The organism is Cupriavidus numazuensis (assembly GCF_905397435.1).
Lineage (GTDB): Bacteria > Pseudomonadota > Gammaproteobacteria > Burkholderiales > Burkholderiaceae > Cupriavidus > Cupriavidus numazuensis.
The window spans coordinates 38,383-58,689 of the sequence record NZ_CAJPVI010000057.1 but is presented as its reverse complement, the minus strand read 5'-3'; the positions used below and the strand labels follow the sequence as shown (position 1 = coordinate 58,689).

Below are 20,307 nucleotides of genomic sequence, written 5' to 3'. Positions count from 1 at the left end.
TGCGAGGGCTGGGTCATAACGGTTCGCCTGTACCGTCCAGCTGAGATCCATCATCAGTTGCTGTCGATGGCGAAGCGCGTTGGCTGAGCCAAAATTGGCAATTGTCGGCCATGAGGCGTCGCCCAATTGCTACTTTGCTAGGCCGTCCAGATGTCCGCTGTAACACCACAGAGCGGCCGCTCTGTGGTGGCTACCCGCTTTACTGCGGTCCGATCGACCCTTGAAGTCGCATCGACATACCTACGTTTTCGCCTATCTGGCATCGATAGCCTGAATTCGCACACGCTCGCGCTCCATGCAGTCTCGAAAGCCCGAATCAAACGCCTCGCATGCACTCGCGCTAGAAGGAGGCATGTAGCGTCGATGCGTCCAGGTAACGGTGCCGGTATCCTCAGGGCCGGAGTAGCTTGTGGTGACATATCGAAGGCTTACCCAAATTTCCTTCGGATTCCAACCGAGCTGTTTCCATGAGTCAGTCTGCGGGCGTCCATAGATTTCAGTGAGCCACTGCTGCCACTTTCCTCGTAGATCCTCCCCATCAAAATGAGTCCGAACTGAGTAGAGTGCACCGCGATTGAAGCAATACTCAGTGTCCCTGCTCTGAACCCCGTCGACAATCGAACCGTCATTCAAGCGGCGATAACAGCGACCAATCCGCTTGGTCATCCACTCATCGCGATTGATTTCAACATGTGGGCCCAGCGCTTCGGGCGCCGAGCCCCATTGCAACCGTTCGAGAAATGGCTTCTGTGAAAAACTGACACAGCCCGTTGCCAACAGGGCAATTACCGCGGGTAGCTGCCGGCAAATTCGATACATTAATGTTGATGCCTCAGGGCGGTTCCACTACGACTGCATAGGAACATGACAGGCCCGATTAGCGCACTGCACATGCTGGCGATGACCAACAACTCAAGCTTCCATGGGCGTTACCCACTCGCTGGTTTTCGTCAATTGCTAAGAATCTAGCAGAGTCGGTGACAATTCACTTGGGTTCGAAGGAGGGGTGTCAGCCTCCGGCGACATCCAATCACGAGTCTCGGTCCTACGTGTCTGCGCGACCGACTTCGCTGACGTGCGCGAATGTCGGATCAACAATGATGAGCAGCCGCTCAAAACACGAAGGCGTGGTTGACTGAGAAGGGTCGGGAGTCGCCTCCGGCACCGGAGAGTCCCGCCCCCGGTAGCCAGAGGGTCGAAGCCGGCCAGTTTCGGCCATTGATCGATATCGATGCAAGGACACTCGAACGTCAGCTCACGCAATCCGGTCAAGCAGCCGCGGCCTTGCACGCTTGCGCGAGTTCGTCTTGCAGCTAACAGTATCCAACTGCTCTTCCTGAACAGGCTCTAACTAAGTCACATCAAACTCCGCCCAGGCCGCGCGCATCGCATCCGCCAGTGCCAGCAGCATCGGCGCGAAGCGCGCCACCAGCGGCTCATAGTTGTCGTCAGGGGCGGAAAAGCTGAGGCTCACGGCGTAAATCGCGCCATATGGACCGGCAACGGCCGTAGCAATTCCCGCGGCGCCGATCACCGTCTGTGAACGGCAGTAGCCGTGCTTTGCATGGTGGGCCAGTGCCGCGGCGATGCGCGCCTTGTGCTGCGGCCACCCGGCGCCGCTATGCGCAGCCAGCGCAGCCAGTTGCGCCTTGCGCGAAACACCGGACAACGCTGCCAGATAGGCCTGCCCGATCGAACTGTCCTCCATCGGGAAGCGCGAGCCCGCCATTGCCGTGCGGCGCATCGGTCCGCGTCCCTCGCGGATCGTTTCCAGATAGATCATCGAAATGCCGTCTGGCGCCGCCAGCGCAACGTTGACCCGCTCCTCCGTCGCGACCTTGCGCAGCAGCGGCAGCACGACCTCCAACTCGGAACGGCCAATCCGGAACGAGCGCGCGAGGCTCAGGCACACCGGTGCAAGCCGGTAACCGCGCGACACGCTGTCGTACTCGAGATAGCCCGCCGACACCAGCGAATGCGTCAACCGGCTGACGGTCGGGCGCGGCAGGCCGCTGCGCTCCGCAAGCTGCGCGTTACTTAGCATGGACGCCCCTCCCAGGAACGCGCGCAGCAGATCAAGGCCGCGCAGCAGTGTCTGGCTGCCCGGGGTTATCCGGGTGAAGGGCTCGGCATCCGACATCGTCCGGGGCATGGCGTCGTTTCACATATCGAAACGCTCATATTGCGGCTGCTGTTTCGCACAGTCAATACTCAAGACCGGGCGAGCACAAGGGCGCGGTCCTCCAAACGCACCGCCATCCGGCGAATCGGATGCCCCAGGCCCCGCTCGCAACGCCTATTGATCACACTAGCGGGCTCCGTCCCGCAAATCGAGGAGCAACCCCATGTCCCAGCTTTGCAAGGATCGCGTCGTCGTCATCACGGGCGCAGGCCGCGGCATCGGCCGCGAATATGCACTGGAATTTGCCCGCCAGGGCGCCAGGGTCGTGGTGAACGACCTCGGTGCCGCCGGCGACGGCAGCGGCGCCGACGCCGGCCCGGCACAATCCGTGGTCAACGAGATTCGTGCGCTCGGCGGCCAGGCCGTGGCCAATACCGACGACATCTCTGACTGGGACGGTGCGCAGCGCCTGATCCAGACCGCCATCGACACATTCGGCGGCCTCGACGTGCTCGTCAACAACGCCGGCATCCTGCGCGACAAGACCCTCGTCAACATGAGCATCGAAGAGTGGGACTCGGTGATCCGCGTGCACCTGCGCGGCACGTTCTGCCCGATGCGCCACGCCGCCGCCTACTGGCGCGATGAATCCAAGGCCGGCCGCCAGCGCGCTGCGCGCGTCATCAACACGTCTTCGTCGTCGGGCCTGTATGGCATCGTCGGCCAGACCAACTACGGCGCGGCCAAGGCCGGCATCGCCAACATGTCGATCGTGGCGTCGCAGGAAATGGGCCGCTTCGGCGTGACGGTGAACGCGATCTACCCGACCGCGACCAGCCGCCTGACCGAGGAACTGTTCAAGAAATCGGGCCTTGTCGCCGAGCCGGGCAAGTTCGACGCGTTCGACGCCAGCAACGTGGCGCCGCTGATCGTCTGGCTGGGCAGCGAGGCATCGTCGGGCGTCACCGGCCGCGTCTTCGGCGTGCGCGGTGGCTCGATCACCGTGGCCGAAGGCTGGTCGGCTGGTCCGTCGGTGGACAAGGGCTCGCGCTGGGAGCCGGAGGAACTGACCGCCGTGATCCCGGACCTGGTGGCCAAGGCCGCCGCGAACGCCAACACCTCGGGCAAGCGCCCGGCCGCCAAGCAGGAGGCCTGAGCGATGTCCGGCCCCAAGTCTGGTCCGGCGAAGCCGGTACCGGTTCCCGTCCCGGCCACGGTCCCCTTCTGGGAAGGCACGCAAGCCGGTGAACTGCGCGTGCAGCGTTGCGATGGCTGTGGCACGCACATCTTCTATCCACGCACGCACTGCCCGTCGTGCGGCGGCGGCAAGCTGTCCTGGGTGCGCGCCAGCGGGCGCGCCACGCTGCATTCCTATGTGATCAGCCACATGGCCATGCCCGGCTGGCAGGGCGAAACGCCCTACGTGATCGCCGTGGTCCAGCTCGAAGAAGGTCCGCGCATGATGTCCAGCCTGGTCGGCGTTCCTGCCGATCCTCAACACCTGCAACTCGATATGCCGCTCGAAGTGGTATTCGAGGCGCGAGGCGAAATGATGCTGCCGATGTTCAAGCCGGCCGCTGCACAGACGGAGGCCGCGCAATGAGCAAGCTTTCCCAGGCCATCGCCATTGTCGGCGCCGCCGAAACCGAAACCGGCGCGCTGCCGCACCTGTCGGAAATGGACCTGCGCAGCCTCTCCGCGCACCAGGCCCTGGCCGAGGCCGGCCTGACCATCGCCGATGTCGACGGCGTCACCAGCGCCGTGGACAACCCGATCGACGTGGCCCACCACCTCGGCATCCAGGCAAAGTGGTTCGATGGCACCAACGTCGGCGGCTGCTCGTTCATGATGAGCGTGCGCCACGCCGTGGCCGCGATCCGCGCGGGCCACGCGTCGGTGGTGCTCGTCACGCACGGTCAGTCGGGCCGCTCGCGCGTGGGCTGGCCGCCGCGCAGCGTGGCGCCGTTCTCGAAGCAGGGCCAGTTCGAGCTACCGTTCGGCTCGGGCGGCCCGCCCAACACGTTCACGCTACCGTTCCTGCGCTACGCGAAGGAAACCGGAACCACGCTGGAGCAACTGGCCGAAGTCGTCGTCGCGCAAAGCCACTGGGCCGAAGGCAATCCGCGCGCGGCGCGTGGCAAGCGGCTCACGGTCGACGAGGTGATGAACGCGCCGATGATCGCCTACCCGTTCACCAAGCTCGAATGCTGTGTGGTGACCGATGGCGGCGGCGCACTGGTGATTACCTCGGCCGAGCGCGCGCGCGATCTCAAGACGGCTGGCAAGCCGGTGTACATCCTCGGCACGGGCGAGGCCGGCGAGTCGTCGCTGATCTCGCAGATGGAAGACTTCAGCAGCTCGCGCGCGTTCCGCATGTCGAGCCGGCAGGCGTTCGACGAAGCGCGCCTCACGCCGAAGGACATCGATCACCTGATGGTGTACGACGCCTTCGCCCACCTGCCGCTGTACGGGCTGGCCGACTGCGGCTTCGTGGAGCGCGGCGAAGCCGGGCGCTTCATCCAGGACGGCCACACGCGTCCGGGCGGCAAGCTGCCGATGAACACCAACGGCGGCGGCATCCTGTACACGCACACCGGCATGTACGGCATGTTCGCCATCCTCGAGGCCGTGCGGCAGTTGCGCGGCGAGGCGTTCCGGCAGGTCGACAACGTCCGCACGAGCTTCGTGCAGGGCGTGGGCGGCATGTTCACGGCGGCCTCGGCGCTGGTGCTGGCAAACGAGCTTCAATAACACGCATCGACAAGAACTGCCGGCTGTCTCCGCTCCGCCCACGGGCGGAGCCGGAGCGCGGCCGGCCTGATGGAGACCCCTGCCATGGAAGACCAGAACTGGTCTTGTCTGGGCGACCGAGCCCGGCTGCACCCCGACCGCCCCCTGATCATCAACGGCACGACAGGCGACACGCTCACGTACGCCGAAGTCGACCAGCGCTCCAACCGCCTCGCGCACTACCTGTACAGCCTCGGCCTGCGCCCCGGCGACCACATCGCGATGGTGCTCGAGAACAATATCCGCTGCATGGAGATCGGCTGGGCAGCGCTGCGCGCCGGCCTGCTGCTGACGGCGGTCAACCGCTTCCTGACACCGGACGAAGCGGCCTACATCATCGCCGACAGCGGCTCGAAGGCGGTCATCAGTTCGCTCGCCATGCGCGAGCTGGCCGAGAGCCTGTCCACGCGCATGCCGGGCTGCCCGATCCGTCTGATGGCAGACGGCACCATCGACGGCTGGCAAAGCTACGAAGACGCCGTGGCGCGCTTTCCCGCCACCCCACTGCCCGACGAAAGGCTCGGCGCGCTGATGCTCTACAGCTCGGGCACCACTGGCCAGCCCAAGGGCATCCTGCGCGCGCCGCACTCGGACAAGGTCCACGAGTATCTCGACCCGTTCCGCAAGAAGCAGTTTGCCGGCTGGGGCTTCTTCGAGGGAATGGTCTACCTGTCCACGGCGCCGCTGTACCATTCCGCGCCACTCGGCTGGGTGCTGCAGATGGGCGCGGTCGGCGCCACCGTGGTGTACATGGAAAAGTTCGACGCCGAGAAGGCGCTCGCGCTGGTCCAGCAGTATCGCGTCTCGCACAGCCAGTGGGTCGCAACCATGTTCGTGCGGATGCTCAAGCTGCCCGAGGCCACACGCAAGGCCTACGACCTGTCGAGCCTGCGCTGTGCCACGCATTCGGCAGCGCCGTGCCCCGTCGACGTCAAGCTGGCGATGATCGACTGGTGGGGTCCGATCATCCACGAGTACTACGGCGCCACCGAAGGCAACGGCATGACCATGATCGACACGGCCGACTACCTCGCCCATCCGGGCTCGGTCGGGCGCGCCGTGGTCGGCATCCCTCACATCTGCGACGACGACGGCAACGAGCTGCCGCCAGGCCAGAGCGGCCTGATCTACTTCGAGCGCGACAGGCAGCCATTCCACTACCACAACGACCCCGAGAAAACGGAGTCGGCGCGCCATCCGCGCCACCCGAACTGGACCGCCGTGGGCGATGTCGGCTACCTCGACCAGGACGGCTACCTGTACCTGACCGACCGCAAGACGTTCATGATCATCTCGGGTGGCGTGAACATCTACCCGCAGGCGATCGAGGACGCGCTGGTCACGCATCCGAAGGTTGGCGACGCCGCCGTGATCGGCGTGCCCGACGCGGAGATGGGCGAATCGGTCAAGGCCATCATCGAGCCGGCCGAAGGTGTGGCGCCATCGGCGGAACTCGCCGAGGAACTGATCGGCTACCTGCGCGGCAAGGTCGCGCGCTACATGATCCCGAAGTCCGTGGACTTCATCGAGCGCATGCCCCGCCTGCAGACCGGCAAGCTCTACAAGCAGGAACTGCGCAAGCGCTACTGGGAAGCGGCCGGCAAATCCGTCGAAGCCCCCCTTACCAAATCACTGGAGACCACATGTTCGACAAAAACCTGATCGGCCACAGCTTCGGCCGCCGCAGCATTACCGTTGAAGCCGGCGGCTTGCGCGACTACGCGCGCGCCATCGGCGAGACCAACCCCGTCTACTTCGACGAGGCTGCCGCGCGCGAGGCCGGCTATCCGGCCGTGCGCGTGGCGCCTGCCTACTTCTTCTGCCTCGAAAGCAAGCTCGGCCTCGCCGCCAAGGTCAAGGAAGTCCTCGACTTCGACGTCCGCCGCATCCTGCACGCCGAGCAGTCGTTCACGTACCACACGCCCGCGTTTGCCGGCGACACGCTGACTTTCGAAACGAAGCTCGTCGACATCTACGACAAGAAGGGAGGCGCGCTCGAATTCTTCGTCACGGAATCGCGCATCACCAACCAGGACGGCATGCATATCGCCGATGTGCGCAAGGCGCTTGTGCAGCGTCAACTGTAAGGAGAACACCATGCAATCGAACCTGGACCAGTTCAAGGCCGGCGACGCCATCGCCGCGCTGACGCTCGCACCTATCTCGCGCACCACGCTGGCGCTGTACGCCGGCGCCTCGGGCGACCATAACCCCATGCACATCGACATCGACTTCGCGCGCAAGGCCGGCCTCGACGACGTGTTCGCACACGGCATGCTGTCGTGCGGCTACGTGGGACGTCTCGTGACCGACTGGGCCGGCCCGGACCGCCTGCGTGCGCTGTCGGTGCGCTTCACCGGCATCACCCACGTGCATGACCAGCCGCACCTGTCGGGCAAGGTCATCGAGCGCTTCGAGCAGGACGGCGAGACGCGCCTGCGCGTCGAAGTGGCGTGTGCCAACCAGAAGGGCGAAGTCAAGATCAGCGGCGAAGCCGTGGTCGCCGTGGCCTGAGGGCCGACACTACCATCAGGATAGGGAACCATGAACTTCGACTTTTCCGAGGACATGGACATGCTGCGCGAGCAAGCGCGCAGGATGTTGCAGCAGAAGTGCCCGACCAGCGCCGTCAGGCGGGTGCTGGAGGGCAAGGACACCTTTGACCGCAAGCTGTGGAAGGAAATCGCGCAGGTCGGCTGGACCGGCACGGCGATTCCGGAAGCATACGGCGGCGCCGGCCTTGGCTATGAAGGACTGTGCGTGTTGGCCGAGGAACTCGGCCGCGTGGCGGCGCCGGTGCCGTTCGCGTCGTCGGTCTACCTGGCCACCGAGGCGATCCTGGCCCACGGCACCGACGCGCAGAAGGCCGCATGGCTGCCACGGCTCGCCGCGGGCGAAGTGATCGGCGCCTTCGCGCTGGCCGAAGGACTCGGCAATCCGGCCGCCGCGGCCGTGCATGCCCGCGTCGAGGGCGGACGCCTGAGCGGCACCAAATGGCCGGTGATGGACGGCGGCATCGCCGACTTCGCGGTCGTGGTGGCCAACGACGACGCGGGTACACCGGCTCTCTACCTGGTGGACCTCGCCGCTGCCGGCGTCACGCGCGCGCCGCTGGAAACCGTCGACCCGACCCGTGCGCAGGCCAGGATCGTGTTCGAGGCCGCGCCCGCCGAGAAGCTCGCCGGTGGCGAGGCAGGCTGGGCGCCGGTCGAGCGCCTGCTGTGCAAGGCGGCCGTGCTGCTGGCGTTCGAGCAGGTCGGCGGCGCTGCCGCATGCGTGGAAATGGGCACCGCGTACGCCAAGGAGCGCATCGCGTTCGGCCGTCCCATCGGCTCATTCCAGGCCATCAAGCACAAGCTGGCCGACATGTACACCGCGACCGAACTGGCGCGCTCCAACGCCTACTACGGCGCCTGGGCGCTGGATGCGGATGCACCCGAACTGCCGCTCGCGGCTGCAGCCGCGAGTGTCTCGGCCACCGAGGCGTTCCGCTTCGCCTCGCGCGAGAACATCCAGACTCACGGCGGCATGGGCTTCACCTGGGAACTGGACTGCCACCTGTACTTCCGCCGCGCCGGCACGCTCGCCATGCAACTGGGCAGCGTGGCGTACTGGAAGGACCGCCTGGTCACCTGCTGGGCCGACAGCAGCGCTGCCGGCGCCGCCAACTGAGGACTGCCATGGATTTCAACGATACGCCGGCAGAAGCCGCATTCCGGGCCGAGGCCCGCCGCTTCCTCGAAGCCAACGCGCCACGCCGCCGCAACGACGTGGCCCAGTCGCGCCAGCGCTATGCCGAAGACGCCAATGGCCTGGTCCGCGCAAAGGACTGGCAACGCCGCAAGGCAGAGGCCGGCTTTGCCGCCATCACGTGGGACAAGCGCTGGGGTGGCCGCGGCGGCACCGCCATGGAACAGGTGATCTACAACGAGGAGGAAGCGCAGTTCGATGTGAACGCCACGGTGTTCGGCATCGGCCTGGGCATGTGCATCCCGACCATGATGGCTTATGCCACGCCCGCCCAGCTCGACCGCCATGTTGCCCCGGCGCTGCGCGGCGAAGAGATCTGGTGCCAGCTCTTCTCGGAGCCTTCTGCCGGCTCTGACCTCGCCGGCCTGCGCACGCGCGCCGAGCGTGACCGCGACGACTGGGTCGTCAACGGCCAGAAGATCTGGACCTCGGGCGCGCACCATTCGGACTATGGCCTGCTGCTCACGCGTACCGATCCGTCCGCGCCCAAGCACGCGGGCATCACGGCGTTCTTCGTCGACATGAAGTCGCCCGGCGTCGAAGTGCGCCGCATCCGCCAGATTTCGGGCACCTCGCACTTCTGCGAAGTGTTTTTCACGGACGTGCGCATTCCCGATGCGCAGCGGCTCGGTGAAATCAACGGCGGCTGGAAGGTAGCACTGACCACGCTGATGACCGAGCGCCTGGCTGTCGGCGAAGCGCCTCGCCCGAACATCGACGATATGCTCTCGCTGGTGCGTCAGAGCGATGTGGACGGCGTGCCTGCGCTGGACCATGCCGCAGTGCGCGACCGCCTGGCGAGCTGGTACGTCAAGTCCCAGGGTGTGAAGTACACGCGCATGCGCACCATGACGCGCCTGTCGCGCGGCCAGGCACCGGGTCCCGAGGCATCGGTGTGCAAGGTCGTCAGCATCGGACTGCTGCAGGAGATGGCCGATTTCGGCATGGACCTTGCCGGGCAGGCCGGCGCGGTGATGGACGGCGACCTTGCCCCCATGCAGGGATGGTTCCAGACCGCCATGCTGTACGCGCCGGGTTCGCGCGTGGCAGGCGGCACGGATGAGATCCTGCGGAACATCATCGCCGAGCGCGTGCTCGGGCTGCCGGGCGATGTACGCGTGGACAAGGATGTGCCGTTCAACCAAGTGACGAAGCGGTAGGACATGGGGCGGCCGAGGTGCCGCCCTTTTCTCCTTTCTCGTCGGTAGAAGATCAAAAGCACCAAAGCACCAAAGGACAAAAGCCCCGGCCGGGGCTTTTGTCCTTTGGTGCTGCCGCGAGTATCGGGCCCGGCAACCGTGCCAGCCCCGCCGCCAACCCTCGCTCTAGTTCTGGCCCGGCTGCTGGCCGATCATGCCGAGTACATTGCGATAGCGTTCCGCCTCGCGCACGAAGTCCTGTGCCGCGGGTGCGCCCACGAGCCCCACAGGTTCGGCGCCAGGATTCTGCTTGGCAATAAAGTCCCGGTAAGCCGGCGACGTCACGATGGCGCCCACTTCCTTCTCGAGCCGCCGCACCACCGGTTCCGGCGTGCCGCTGCGCACGGCAAGGCCGATCCAGACGTACAGGCTGTACCCGGGGAAGCCGCTCTCGCGCACGGTCGGCATCGCCGGGATCTCCGCCATGCGCGTCTCGCCCGTTGTCGCGAGCGCGCGCAGCTTGCCGCTGCGGATCAGCGGCAGCGCCGCCGAAGCATCGACCAGAGCAAGGTCGACCGAGCCGCCAATCACGTCTGCGGACAGCTGCGAGAAACCCTTGTACGAGATCAGGTTGAACGCCGGACCGCCTTGCCGGCTCAGATCCAGCACACCCACGCGATAGCTGTTGCTGTACACCGCCATGCTGACAGCGCCCGACTTGCGCCGCGCCTCGGCCAGCGCCTGCGCGAAGGTCGCGAAACGCGACTGCGACGCGGTCACCAGCAAGGCCGGGCCACGGCTCACTACGGCGATCGGGCGCAGGTCGCGCACCGGATCGTATTTCGCCGCGCTGTTGGTGAATGGCACGGTAAGCGTCGAGACGGCAGTCAACAGCAGGTTGTAGCCGTCGGCCGGCGCACCCAGCACGGCTTGCGTGGCCAGCAGCGTTTCCGCTCCCGGCTTGTTGTCCACCACCACTGCCTGCCCCAGCGCCGGCGCGAGCCGCTCGGCCAAGTAGCGCATGACCGTATCGGCGCCGCTGCCGGGGCCGATCGGCACGACCAGCCGCACCGCCCGGGTCGGGTAGTCCGCTGCCTGCACAGGCAGCACGCCCGCAGCGCCGGCGGCCACCGCCAGCGCTGCACCCAGTACCAGTCGCCGCCTGCCCGAGATGTTGTTCTTCATGTCTTGTCTCCTCCTGCTCTTGTATTTTTTCCGCAGTGAATGGCCTACTTCGCAGCGGGCGCGAGCTGTGTCACGCCGGCCGTGACCAGCCGGTCAATCTGCGCCGCGTCGTAGCCCAGCTCGCTCAGGATTTCCTCGCCCTGTTCACCGGCACGCGGTGCATGGCGGGTCATGCCCGGCTGGGTCTTCGACCAGCGCGACGGCGACGCCATCGAGCGCATGCGGCCTTCGGTCGGGTGGTCGACGAACTCGAAGAAGCCGACCGCCGCGAGGTGCGGGTCGTCCAGCAGCGATTCCATCGTATGCATCGGCATCACGGGGATGTCCGCGTCTTCCAGCATCCGCTGCCACTCGGCCGTGGTACGGGTCGTCATGATGCCGGCGACCATCTCGTACAGCGCATGGATGTGCTCGGTGCGTTTCGCGATGGTGGAGAAGCGCGGGTCCTCCTCCATCAGGCGTGGCTGGCCGTTGAGCGCGAAGAAGGTCCGCCAGTGCTTGTCGTTGTACAGCAGCACGCACAGGTAGCCGTCCTGCGTGGCATACGGCCGACGGTGTTCGTTCAGGATGCGGGCATAGCCGGTCGTCCCGACAGGCGGGTCGAAGGTGTAGCCGCACATGTGGTCCGACAGGATGAACTGCGCCATCGTCTCGAACATCGGCACTTCGATCGACTGCCCTTCACCGGTTTCCTTGCGGTGATACAGCGCCGCCGTCACGGCATTGGCGGCAGCCATGCCGACGATGCGGTCGGCAATCGGGCTTGGCGCATAGCGCGGCACGTCGCCGCCTGCGCGCATCGACAGCGAGGGGATACCCACCGCCCCCTGGATCAGGTCGTCATAGGCCGGACGCGCCGCGTACGGGCCTGCCTGTCCGTAGCCGTAGGCCCCCACGTAGATGATGCGCGGATTCGCTTGTGCGACGTCGTCGTACGACAGCCCGAGGCGAGCCATCGCCTGCGGACGCACGTTGTAGATCAGCACGTCGGCCGTGGCCACGAGCCGCAGCAGCGCGTCGCGGCCTTCCGGCTGTTTCAGGTCAAGCACCAGGCTGCGCTTGCTGCGGTTGGCATGCAGGAACATGCCTGCCATACCGGGGTGCCGGCACGGGCCCACGCCGCGCACGCTGTCGCCGCCCGGGGGCTCGATCTTGATGACGTCCGCGCCGAAGTCGCCGAGGATCTGCGTGGCGAACGGCCCCATAAGCACCGTCGTCAGGTCGACGATGCGTACCCCGGCGAGCGGGCCGCCGGTCTGATTGATGGTTTGCATAAGATATCTGCCGGAAGTCGCTCAGAGCTGGCGCGAGATCAGGTCGCGCAGCACTTCGCTGGCGCCGCCCGAGATGCGCGAGACGCGCATGTCGACGAACGCGCGCGCAATGGGGTACTCCATCATGTAGCCGTAGCCGCCATGGAGTTGCACCATGTCGTCCAGGCCCTTCCACATGGTTTCGGTCGAGAACAGCTTGGCGATGGCCGCCTCCTGCACCGTCAGCTTGCGGCGCATGTGCTCGGCGATGTAGTGGTCCACCATCGTGCGTACGGCCACCGCGTTCGCCTTGATGTCGGCCAGCTTGAACTTGGTGTTCTGGAAGTCCCACACGGTGCCGCCGAACGCCTTGCGCTCCTTCACGTATTCGACGGTCTTCTCGAGCATGGTCTCTAGGCGGACAGCCGCGCCCACGGCAATCAGCAGGCGCTCCTGCGCCAGTTCCTGCATCAGGTAGCGGAAGCCCATGTTCTCTTCGCCGAGCCGGTTGTTCACGGGCACGCGCACGTTATCGAAGAACAGCTCCGCGGTGTCGGCAGCGGCCTGGCCCATCTTCTGCAGCTTGCGGCCGCGGCGGAAGCCCTCGCGATTGGTCTCGACCACGATCAGGCTCACGCCCTTCGCGCCCGCCGACGGGTCGGTCTTGCAGGCCAGTACGATGAGGTCGCAGTTGAGTCCGTTGGAGATGAACGTCTTGCTGCCGTTGATCACGTACTCGTCGCCGTCGCGAACGGCGGTGGTGCGCAACGACTTGAGGTCCGAGCCGCCGCCCGGCTCGGTCATGGCGATGGCGAGAATCTGCTCGCCCGCACAGATGCCAGGCAGCCAGCGCTGCTTCTGCTCCTCGGTGCCGAGACGCAGGATGTACGGCGCGATGATGTCCGAGTGCATGCCGCAGGCAAAGCCCGATACGCCCGCGCGCATCCACTCTTCCTGCACCACGGCGGCATGGCCGAAGTCGCCGCCGCCGCCGCCGTACTCGGTCGGGATGGTCACGCACAGCAGGCCCTCGCGGCCGGCCTTGCGCCAGATCTCGCGCGGCGTGCGGCCGGCCGCATCCCATTCGGCCTGTTGCGGCAGGCATTCGGTCTCGAAGAAGCGCCGCGCGGGGGCGCGCAGCATTTCATGGTCGTCGCGATAGACGTTACGGGTGATATCCACCGGGTGCTCCTGTTGCTGGGTGTGGTGCGTCCGGCCCGGCGAAGACCGCGCAAGGCGGCGCGGCTGCCTGGAGGGGCCGGACTGCATTGGCGCGCCCGTGCCGGGCCATTGGCCGGAGGGCGCCTTGTTGCTTACGACTACCCGCCTGCGGGCTTGGCGAACACTTCGCGGACCCGCGCGGCTTCGCGTTCGGTTTCCTTGACGGCCTGCGGGCCGACAAACCCGACCGGCTCGGCACCGGGCGCACGCGAGGCAAGGAAGTCACGGTATTCCTGCGAGGCAACGATCTTGCCGATCGCCTGCTCCAGCTTGCGGACCACGGGCTCCGGCGTCTGGCTGCGCACGCTCACGCCAATCCACGCATAGAAATCAAAGTTCGGGAAGCCGCTCTCGCGCATGGTGGGCACTGAAGGCAATTCAGCCGAGCGCTGGACCGACGTGACTGCCAGGCCGCGCAGCTTGCCGGACTTGATCAGTGGCAACGCGGCCCCGGCATCGATCAGTCCGACGTCGACCGCGCCGCCGATGATGTCGGTCGAGGCTGCTCCGGCCCCTTTGTAGGTAATCAGGTTGAACGAAGGACCACCCTGCCGGGCCAGGACCTGGGCCGCCACGCGGTGGCTGTTGCCATAGATCGCAAGGCTGACCGAACCGGACTGCCGGCGCGCCTCGTCCAGCAACTGGCCGATGCTGGTGAAGCGCGACTGCGGGCCGGTGACGAGCATAGCGGGCCCGCGGCTGATGATGGCAATCGGGCGCAAGTCGCGCAGCGGATCGTAGCCAGCGGCACTGTTTGTCAGCGGCACGGTGAGCATGGCGCCGCTGCTCATCAGCAGGCTGTACCCATCCGCCGGCGCGCCCAGCACGGACTGCGTGGCGATCAGCGTTTCCGCGCCCGGCTTGTTGTCCACGACGACAGGCTGTCCGAACAGCTTGGCCAGCCGTTCGGCGACGAAGCGCATGCTCGTATCGCCACCGCTGCCGGGAGCGATGGGCACCACCATGCGCACGCTGCGCGTCGGGTACTCCTGCGCGTTGGCGGGCTGCATTGCGCTCAACGCGATGGTCAGCGGCACCACCAGCGCGCCAGGCAGGCGTGTCAGTACTGACCGCACGGTGATACGGGTCTTGTTCATGATGCGTTGTCTCCTTGTTTTCGGGGGGCGCCGGCTGTCGTGCCTGGCGCCGTATCGCGCGGCCTCTGTGCGGGCCACTGCGGGTAAGCCGATGGTAATGACTCCGTCCTCACGACGGAAATACGGGTTTCGTATGGAGCCATATGCCGCGGGTATAGTCGCCAGCGTCCGGGGGGCAATCCATGCACCAGCCTCCCGGTTCTGCCGAGCGCACCCGGTCAGGACTCCGCGCGAATGCGCATCAGCCGCAGCGGGTCATAGACCAGCACGGTTTCGCCGCGATGGTTGACCACGGCGTTGCGCGTGCGCACGAGGCCGCGGCCCGGCTTCGACGTGCGCCGCTGTTCGACCACCTCGCATTCCACGTGGATCGTGTCGCCGACGAAGGTCGGGCCCTTCACATCGAGCGACGTTCCGAGAAAAGCCAGGCCCGACGCCTGCATCGACGGCACCAGCAGCCCCTCGGCATAGCTGTAGACCAGCGCGCCCGGCACCACGCGGCCCTGGATGGCCATGCCGGCCCGGCCCTCCCCGGCCACCGAGAACAGTTCCTCGTTCAGCCAGGTCAGGTTGGCGAACTGGACAAGGTCGGTCTCGGTCACGGTGCGACGGCGCGTGCGGAAGCGCGTGCCCACGGTCAGGTCGTCCCACCAGGGACCACTGTCGAGCGTCAGCATGTTGTGTTCGTTAATCTGCATCTTCAATTCGGGAATGACGTTTGGAAATTCGAGTGCGTTGCCGCTGCACGGGCCACTCGCCATCGTAAGAAGCCAGCCCGCACACAGGAAATACTTTGTTCGTGTAGCGCCATACGCGGCGCGTATGGCGGCGAAGCAGACTGCTAGAATGAAACGCACCCCCGTCTCCCGTCATCCCCCTCATCCCCGCCATCCATGGAGCTACGTCAACTGCGGCAAGCGCTGATGCTCGCCGAGACCCTCAACTTCTCGCGCGCGGCGGAACGGCTGCATATGGCACAGCCGCCGCTTTCGTCGTCGATCCGCAAGCTCGAGGAAGAACTCGGCGCGGTGCTGTTCGAGCGCCTGCCCACGGGCGTCAAAGTGACGCCGGTCGGCGAATCGGTCCTGAGGACCGCCCGCCGGGCGCTGTTCTACATCGACGAGGTGCGGCGTGTAGCGCGTGAAGGAGAAGCCGGCGAGCACGGCGTGCTGCGCCTGGGCTATACGAGCTCGGCGGCCTATGACCTTGTGCCGCGGCTGATCAGTGCGTTCCGCGCGGCCTACCCTGCGGTCGAACTGGTCCTCGACGAAGCATCGACCACCGAGATGCTGCGCGCGATCGAAGCGCAGACGCTCGACGCGGCCATCGTGGCCTATCCCGTCCTCGAGCCGACCACGGCCACCATCACGCTGATCGAGCCCGGCGAGCTTCAGCTAGCCGTGCGCGCGGACTCGGAACTGGCGCGCCGCGACAGCATCGCGTTTGCCGATCTGGCGGGGGTGCCCTTCATCATCCATTCGCGCCAACAGGCTCCTACGCTGCATGCGCTGACCATGAACGCATTTCTGCAGACCGGCGTGCGGCCCAACATCGTTCAGGAAGTCACTCACGTGCGCAGCCTGCTGAGCCTGGTCGAAAGCGGTATGGGGGTCGGGCTGGTGGCGGCCTTTCTCGGCAAGCACGTGAGCGGTGCTATCAAGCTGCTGCCGCTGGTCGATGGTCTCGACCGGATCACGGTTGGGCTGGCGCTGGCGACGTCGGCGGAGGATAGTACGGCGACGGCGAGGAATTTTATTGCGATTGCCGCGCGGGTTTTGTCGCCCGGGGGCGATGCGGTGGATAACGACGAGGTGTAGGCGATTGGGGGCTTCTGGCCGGGACGGCGTTGTCGCTCTTGGCATGCGCCGCTGTTTCGCCGGCGTAGCCGGCGAGTCACTTTTTGTCCGAGCGACAAAAAGTAACCAAAAAGCGCGTCGTTGCCGCTGGCCATCAATTCCACGGCGGCAGTCGTTCAAACGGCTTTGGACGCCTGCGATGGTGGTCGGCCGTTCCAACCTGCTACGCCATGTGAGTCAGAACCTGTGCCTGGCGTGGCACGACTTTTGGACGATCCCCAAGACGGACTCGGGTACAGCGTTTCAATAAGGTCAGTGGTGGGACGCCTTCGGCTGCGCTGCGCGCACGTCGTCGTGTGGGGGCAAGCTCATCAACGTCGCTGGCGCCCGAGGTCCGTTTTTTTGCTCTACGTGCATGCAAGCGCGGGCCTCGTCACCGAGGCGTGGTTCGCCTTGGGCCTGCGTGCTCAGACTTGGGCTCTGCGCGGAGCGCAGCCGAAGGCGATCACACGATGCCGCTAGCAGCAGGGTCCACAGACGCTTGCAGGGCTCGTTCAATCAGCGCTGTAATTCTGACCACGGTCGTGCCCCACGCGGCAGGCAGCGTGACTGACTCTGAAGCCTATACCCGTACAACACCCCTGGCACACTACGATAAAAATTCGCCCCTTTGGGGCAACCAAAACGCGTTTTTGGTTACTTTTGTCGCTCGGACAAAAGTGACTCGCCGGCTACGCCGGCGAAACAGCGGCGCCCGCCAAGCACGACAACCCCAAGCCCCGCGAAACTCCACCCTCCACAAGTCGAACCGGCTGAATTGCCCCTCTCACTCGCAGCCTTCTGCTACGCCTGCTGCCGGTCCAGTGCATCCTGCCGCGCCTGCATTTCAGTCCATTGCAACTTGCCCGTCGCATTGCGCGGCAGCGCCTCCACAAACTCCACCAGGCGCGGCACCTTGTACGCGGCCATCTGCGTCCGGCACCACTCGATCAATGCCTCGGCAGCAATCGTTCCCTGCATTCCCGGGCGCAGCACCACGAACGCCTTCACCGTCTCGCCGCGGCGCGGGTCGCGCGCCGAGATGATGCAGGCTTCCTTCACGGCCGGATGGCCATGCAGCATCGACTCGATCTCCGCCGGCCAGATCTTGAAGCCCGCCGCATTGATCATGCGCTTGAGGCGGTCGGTGATGTAGAAGTAGCCGTCCTCGTCGTAGTGGCCAATATCGCCGGTGCGGATGAAGCGCTTGCCGTCGATCTCGACGAAGGCCGCCGCCGTGGCATCGGACATGTTCCAGTAGCCGAGGAACAGCGTCGGCGTATGGGTCACCAGTTCGCCCGATTCGCCGGGCCCGAGTTCCTCGCCGGACTCCAGGTCGAGCACGCGCGCGTCGACGTTGATGAATGGAATGCCCGCGCACTGGCGGCGCGCGGCATGGAGCGGGTTGATATGCGTTGCCGCGCAGGTCTCGGTCATGCCATAGCTCTCCAGCAGCGGCAGCCCGAAGCGCTGCTCCAGCGCATTGGCCACGGCATCGGGCATGGCGGTGGCTCCGACCATCAGGCGCTTGACCGAAGAGATATCGTGCGGCTGCCGCTCCAGCACGGCCAGCGCCTCCATCAGCATCGGCGTGACACCGCCGAAGCCGCCAAGACGGCGCCGATCGACCAGCGCCAGCGCGGCCTCGGCATCCCAGCGCGTCAGCCACACCAGCGTACGGCCGCTGCCCAGCACCACGTGCATCTGGCACATGCCGGCCAGGTGGTTGAGCGGCAGCACGCCGAGTTCGTTGTATTCGCCCTTGACGTCGTCGCCGACACCCATCCAGCGCACACGCGCCTCCAGCGCGTGCACGAACGCCTTGTGGCTGAGCATGGCACCCTTGGGCTTTCCCGTGGTGCCCGACGTATAGGCGATGACAGCCAGGTCATCGCCCTTCGCTACGGAAGCCGTCGGCATGATGCCGGCCGTCAGCGCGCCATGGAACGTGTGTAGCCGCGCTTGCCCCACAACCGTGAAGGGCTCGCTCACCAGCGGCGGAATCGTCAGGAACGGCACGTCGGCGGCGCTGCCGGCAAGCTCCGAATAGGCGCCGACCACGCAGCCGACCAGGGTGCCGTCGTCGAGCAGTTGCTGCGCAGCCGGCAGCAGCTCCTGCATGGTGATCACCACGCGCGCGCCACTGTCGCGAATGTAGTACTCCAGCTCCGCCGGCGTGCTCATCGGGCTCAGGGCGACAACCACGGCGTCGCAACGGTGCACGGCATAGCTGGCGATGGCGAACTGCGGGCAGGTCTGCATCAGCAGGACCACGCGGTCGCCACGGCGCACCTCCAGATGCTGCTGCAGGTAGCCGGCCAGGCGCAGCGCGCTCAGGTGCAGCTCCCGATAGCTGATCTGGCGGCCATAGTATTCGACGGCGGTCTTGTCCGGCTGGCTGTGCGCGAAGCATGCCAGGTGATCGAACAGGTTCCGGTCCGGTACGTCGAGCGTGCGTGGCACGCCGGCCGGCCAGTGCGCGTAGTGTCTTGTCAGTCGCGGCATTGTGATGCGTCTCTCCCTGCGTCCCGGCACTCACGTGCCGGGCTGAAAGTGACGCCGGCGGCTTGATTGGCCGCCGGCATCGGTGCTGCGTGCTTCTATGGTTTAGGCGTCAGAAGCCGCCACGGCCACCACCGCAGACAATGGTCTGGCCCGTGACATAGTTCGACTCGGGGATGCAGAACATGTAGACCGAGCCCGCGGCCTCTTCCGGCGTGCCGGCACGGCCCATCGGGATTTCCTTGCTGGCCATCGCGAGACGGTCCGGATGCACGCCCACCTTGATGTCGCGGCCATCGATGCTGACGGTCTTCTCCTCCGCCGTGGCCTCGGTGAGGCGCGTCGAGATGAAGCCGAACGCCACGCAGTTGACGTTGACCTTCATGCGGCCCCATTCCTTCGACAGCGTCTTGGTCATGCCCATCACGCCGGCCTTGGCGGCCGAGTAGTTGACCTGGCCCGGGTTGCCGGTCGTGCCCGAGATCGACGAGATATTGACGATCTTGCGGAACACTTCCTTGCCGGCCTCGGCTTCGGCCTTGCTGGCTTCACGGAAGTACGGCTGCACGGCGCGCAACAGGTTGAACGGGGCCTTCAGGTGGCAGTCGATGATGGCGTCCCACTGCTCGTCGCTCATCTTCTGGATCACGTTGTCCCAGGTGTAGCCGGCGTTGTTGACGATGATGTCGATGGCGCCGAACTTGTCCAGCGCCGCCTTGACCAGGCGCGTGCCGAAGTCGGAATCGGTCACGTTGCACGGGAACGCCAGGGCTTCGCCACCGGCCTTCTCGATTTCAGCCACGACTTCATTGGCCGGTGCCGCATCGAGGTCGTTCACGACTACGCGTGCGCCCTTGGATGCGAACAGCAGCGCCACGGCGCGTCCGATGCCTCGGCCACCGCCGGTGACGATGGCGACTTTGCCTTCGAGAGGTTTGCTCATGGGTTATCTCCTTGATGTAACGGGATTCGGTTGACTGGTATCAGGCCACGGCGACCACGGCCTCGCCGGTGATCTTGACTTCGCCCTTCTGGTTGGCGCACTGCACCTCGACCCGCAGGCGTTCTTCGCCATGGGACTCGAAGCGTTCGACGACCTTGCCGGACAGGTTCGGCTGGTCATGCACCTGCGTGATGCCGACGAAGCGGACGGCCAGCTCGCGAATGCGCGTATGGCCAGCCCACTCCGTGATCAGGCGTCCCACGTAGGCGGCCGAAAGCATGCCGTGGGCAAACACATCATCGAGCCCCGCGCTGCGCGCGAAGTCGATATCGATGTGGATCGGGTTGTGGTCGCCCGACGCACCGGCATACAGCGCCAGCGTCGTACGCGAGATCGGTGCAATCTGCAGCGCGGGAATGCTGTCGCCTGCCCGCAGCTTGCTCAGGTCGTGCAGAGTCGTTTCGCTCATG

General features: G+C 65.8%; 18 protein-coding genes. 9 read left to right on the top strand and 9 right to left on the bottom strand.

Translation table 11 applies throughout. The annotated features are described in order from the left end of the window. Positions 1 to 1,351: 1,351 nt before the first annotated feature. On the bottom strand, positions 1,352 to 2,152 hold the full coding sequence (locus KHO41_RS32990; protein WP_211957443.1) for an IclR family transcriptional regulator: 801 nt from the start codon (positions 2,150 to 2,152) through the stop codon (positions 1,352 to 1,354). 193 nt (positions 2,153 to 2,345) lie between these two features. Between KHO41_RS32990 and KHO41_RS32985 the strand changes: the two genes are divergently transcribed. The 8 genes from KHO41_RS32985 (at position 2,346) to KHO41_RS32950 (ending at position 9,822) form a co-directional block, all read left to right on the top strand. Further along, complete coding sequence (locus KHO41_RS32985) at positions 2,346 to 3,278, top strand: SDR family oxidoreductase (RefSeq protein WP_211957442.1); 933 nt, start codon at positions 2,346 to 2,348, stop codon at positions 3,276 to 3,278. Positions 3,279 to 3,281: 3 nt separating this feature from the next. Then, positions 3,282 to 3,725: a Zn-ribbon domain-containing OB-fold protein gene (locus KHO41_RS32980; RefSeq protein ID WP_211957441.1), complete on the top strand. Its 444-nt coding sequence runs from the start codon at positions 3,282 to 3,284 to the stop codon at positions 3,723 to 3,725. Further along, positions 3,722 to 4,873 carry a thiolase C-terminal domain-containing protein gene (locus KHO41_RS32975; protein WP_211957440.1) on the top strand — a complete coding sequence of 384 codons (1,152 nt, stop codon included), beginning with the start codon at positions 3,722 to 3,724 and terminating at the stop codon, positions 4,871 to 4,873. Before KHO41_RS32980 ends, KHO41_RS32975 begins: the two co-directional genes overlap by 4 nt. Positions 4,874 to 4,957: 84 nt before the next feature. Beyond that, entirely contained in the window at positions 4,958 to 6,574 is a 1,617-nt protein-coding gene (locus KHO41_RS32970; protein WP_211957439.1) for an acyl-CoA synthetase, read from the top strand. Next, positions 6,556 to 6,999 (top strand): MaoC family dehydratase N-terminal domain-containing protein, encoded by a 444-nt coding sequence (locus KHO41_RS32965; RefSeq protein ID WP_211957438.1) that lies wholly within the window; start codon positions 6,556 to 6,558, stop codon positions 6,997 to 6,999. The genes KHO41_RS32970 and KHO41_RS32965 overlap by 19 nt, the downstream gene beginning before the upstream one ends. A gap of 10 nt (positions 7,000 to 7,009) precedes the next feature. Continuing rightward, positions 7,010 to 7,426 (top strand): MaoC family dehydratase, encoded by a 417-nt coding sequence (locus KHO41_RS32960; RefSeq protein WP_211957437.1) that lies wholly within the window; start codon positions 7,010 to 7,012, stop codon positions 7,424 to 7,426. 30 nt (positions 7,427 to 7,456) lie between these two features. Next, entirely contained in the window at positions 7,457 to 8,584 is a 1,128-nt protein-coding gene (locus KHO41_RS32955) for an acyl-CoA dehydrogenase family protein (RefSeq protein WP_211957436.1), read from the top strand. Positions 8,585 to 8,592: 8 nt separating this feature from the next. After that, the gene (locus KHO41_RS32950) at positions 8,593 to 9,822 is read left to right on the top strand and encodes an acyl-CoA dehydrogenase family protein (protein ID WP_211957435.1); all 1,230 of its coding nucleotides are present in this window, start codon (positions 8,593 to 8,595) and stop codon (positions 9,820 to 9,822) included. 165 nt (positions 9,823 to 9,987) lie between these two features. On the opposite strand, the gene KHO41_RS32945 is transcribed toward KHO41_RS32950, so the two are convergent. The 5 genes from KHO41_RS32945 to KHO41_RS32925 form a co-directional block, all read right to left on the bottom strand. Beyond that, positions 9,988 to 10,986, bottom strand: a complete 999-nt coding sequence (locus tag KHO41_RS32945; protein WP_211957434.1) for a tripartite tricarboxylate transporter substrate binding protein — start codon at positions 10,984 to 10,986, stop codon at positions 9,988 to 9,990. 44 nt (positions 10,987 to 11,030) lie between these two features. Then, positions 11,031 to 12,260 (bottom strand): CaiB/BaiF CoA transferase family protein, encoded by a 1,230-nt coding sequence (locus KHO41_RS32940; protein ID WP_211957433.1) that lies wholly within the window; start codon positions 12,258 to 12,260, stop codon positions 11,031 to 11,033. 21 nt (positions 12,261 to 12,281) lie between these two features. Then, the gene (locus KHO41_RS32935) at positions 12,282 to 13,421 is read right to left on the bottom strand and encodes an acyl-CoA dehydrogenase family protein (protein WP_211957432.1); all 1,140 of its coding nucleotides are present in this window, start codon (positions 13,419 to 13,421) and stop codon (positions 12,282 to 12,284) included. A gap of 137 nt (positions 13,422 to 13,558) precedes the next feature. Next, entirely contained in the window at positions 13,559 to 14,557 is a 999-nt protein-coding gene (locus KHO41_RS32930; RefSeq protein ID WP_211957431.1) for a tripartite tricarboxylate transporter substrate binding protein, read from the bottom strand. 218 nt (positions 14,558 to 14,775) lie between these two features. Then, complete coding sequence (locus KHO41_RS32925) at positions 14,776 to 15,255, bottom strand: MaoC family dehydratase (protein ID WP_376989885.1); 480 nt, start codon at positions 15,253 to 15,255, stop codon at positions 14,776 to 14,778. 195 nt (positions 15,256 to 15,450) lie between these two features. On the opposite strand from KHO41_RS32925, the gene KHO41_RS32920 reads away from it, so the two are divergent. After that, entirely contained in the window at positions 15,451 to 16,374 is a 924-nt protein-coding gene (locus KHO41_RS32920; RefSeq protein ID WP_211957430.1) for a LysR family transcriptional regulator, read from the top strand. Positions 16,375 to 17,196: 822 nt separating this feature from the next. Here the strand turns inward: KHO41_RS32920 and KHO41_RS32915 are convergent. The 3 genes from KHO41_RS32915 to KHO41_RS32905 all read right to left on the bottom strand — a co-directional run bounded on the left by KHO41_RS32915 (position 17,197) and on the right by KHO41_RS32905 (position 20,306). Beyond that, complete coding sequence (locus tag KHO41_RS32915) at positions 17,197 to 18,897, bottom strand: AMP-binding protein (RefSeq protein ID WP_211957429.1); 1,701 nt, start codon at positions 18,895 to 18,897, stop codon at positions 17,197 to 17,199. 109 nt (positions 18,898 to 19,006) lie between these two features. Further along, entirely contained in the window at positions 19,007 to 19,837 is an 831-nt protein-coding gene (locus tag KHO41_RS32910; protein ID WP_211957428.1) for an SDR family NAD(P)-dependent oxidoreductase, read from the bottom strand. A gap of 40 nt (positions 19,838 to 19,877) precedes the next feature. Further along, on the bottom strand, positions 19,878 to 20,306 hold the full coding sequence (locus KHO41_RS32905) for a MaoC family dehydratase (protein WP_211957427.1): 429 nt from the start codon (positions 20,304 to 20,306) through the stop codon (positions 19,878 to 19,880). Position 20,307: the final 1 nt, after the last annotated feature.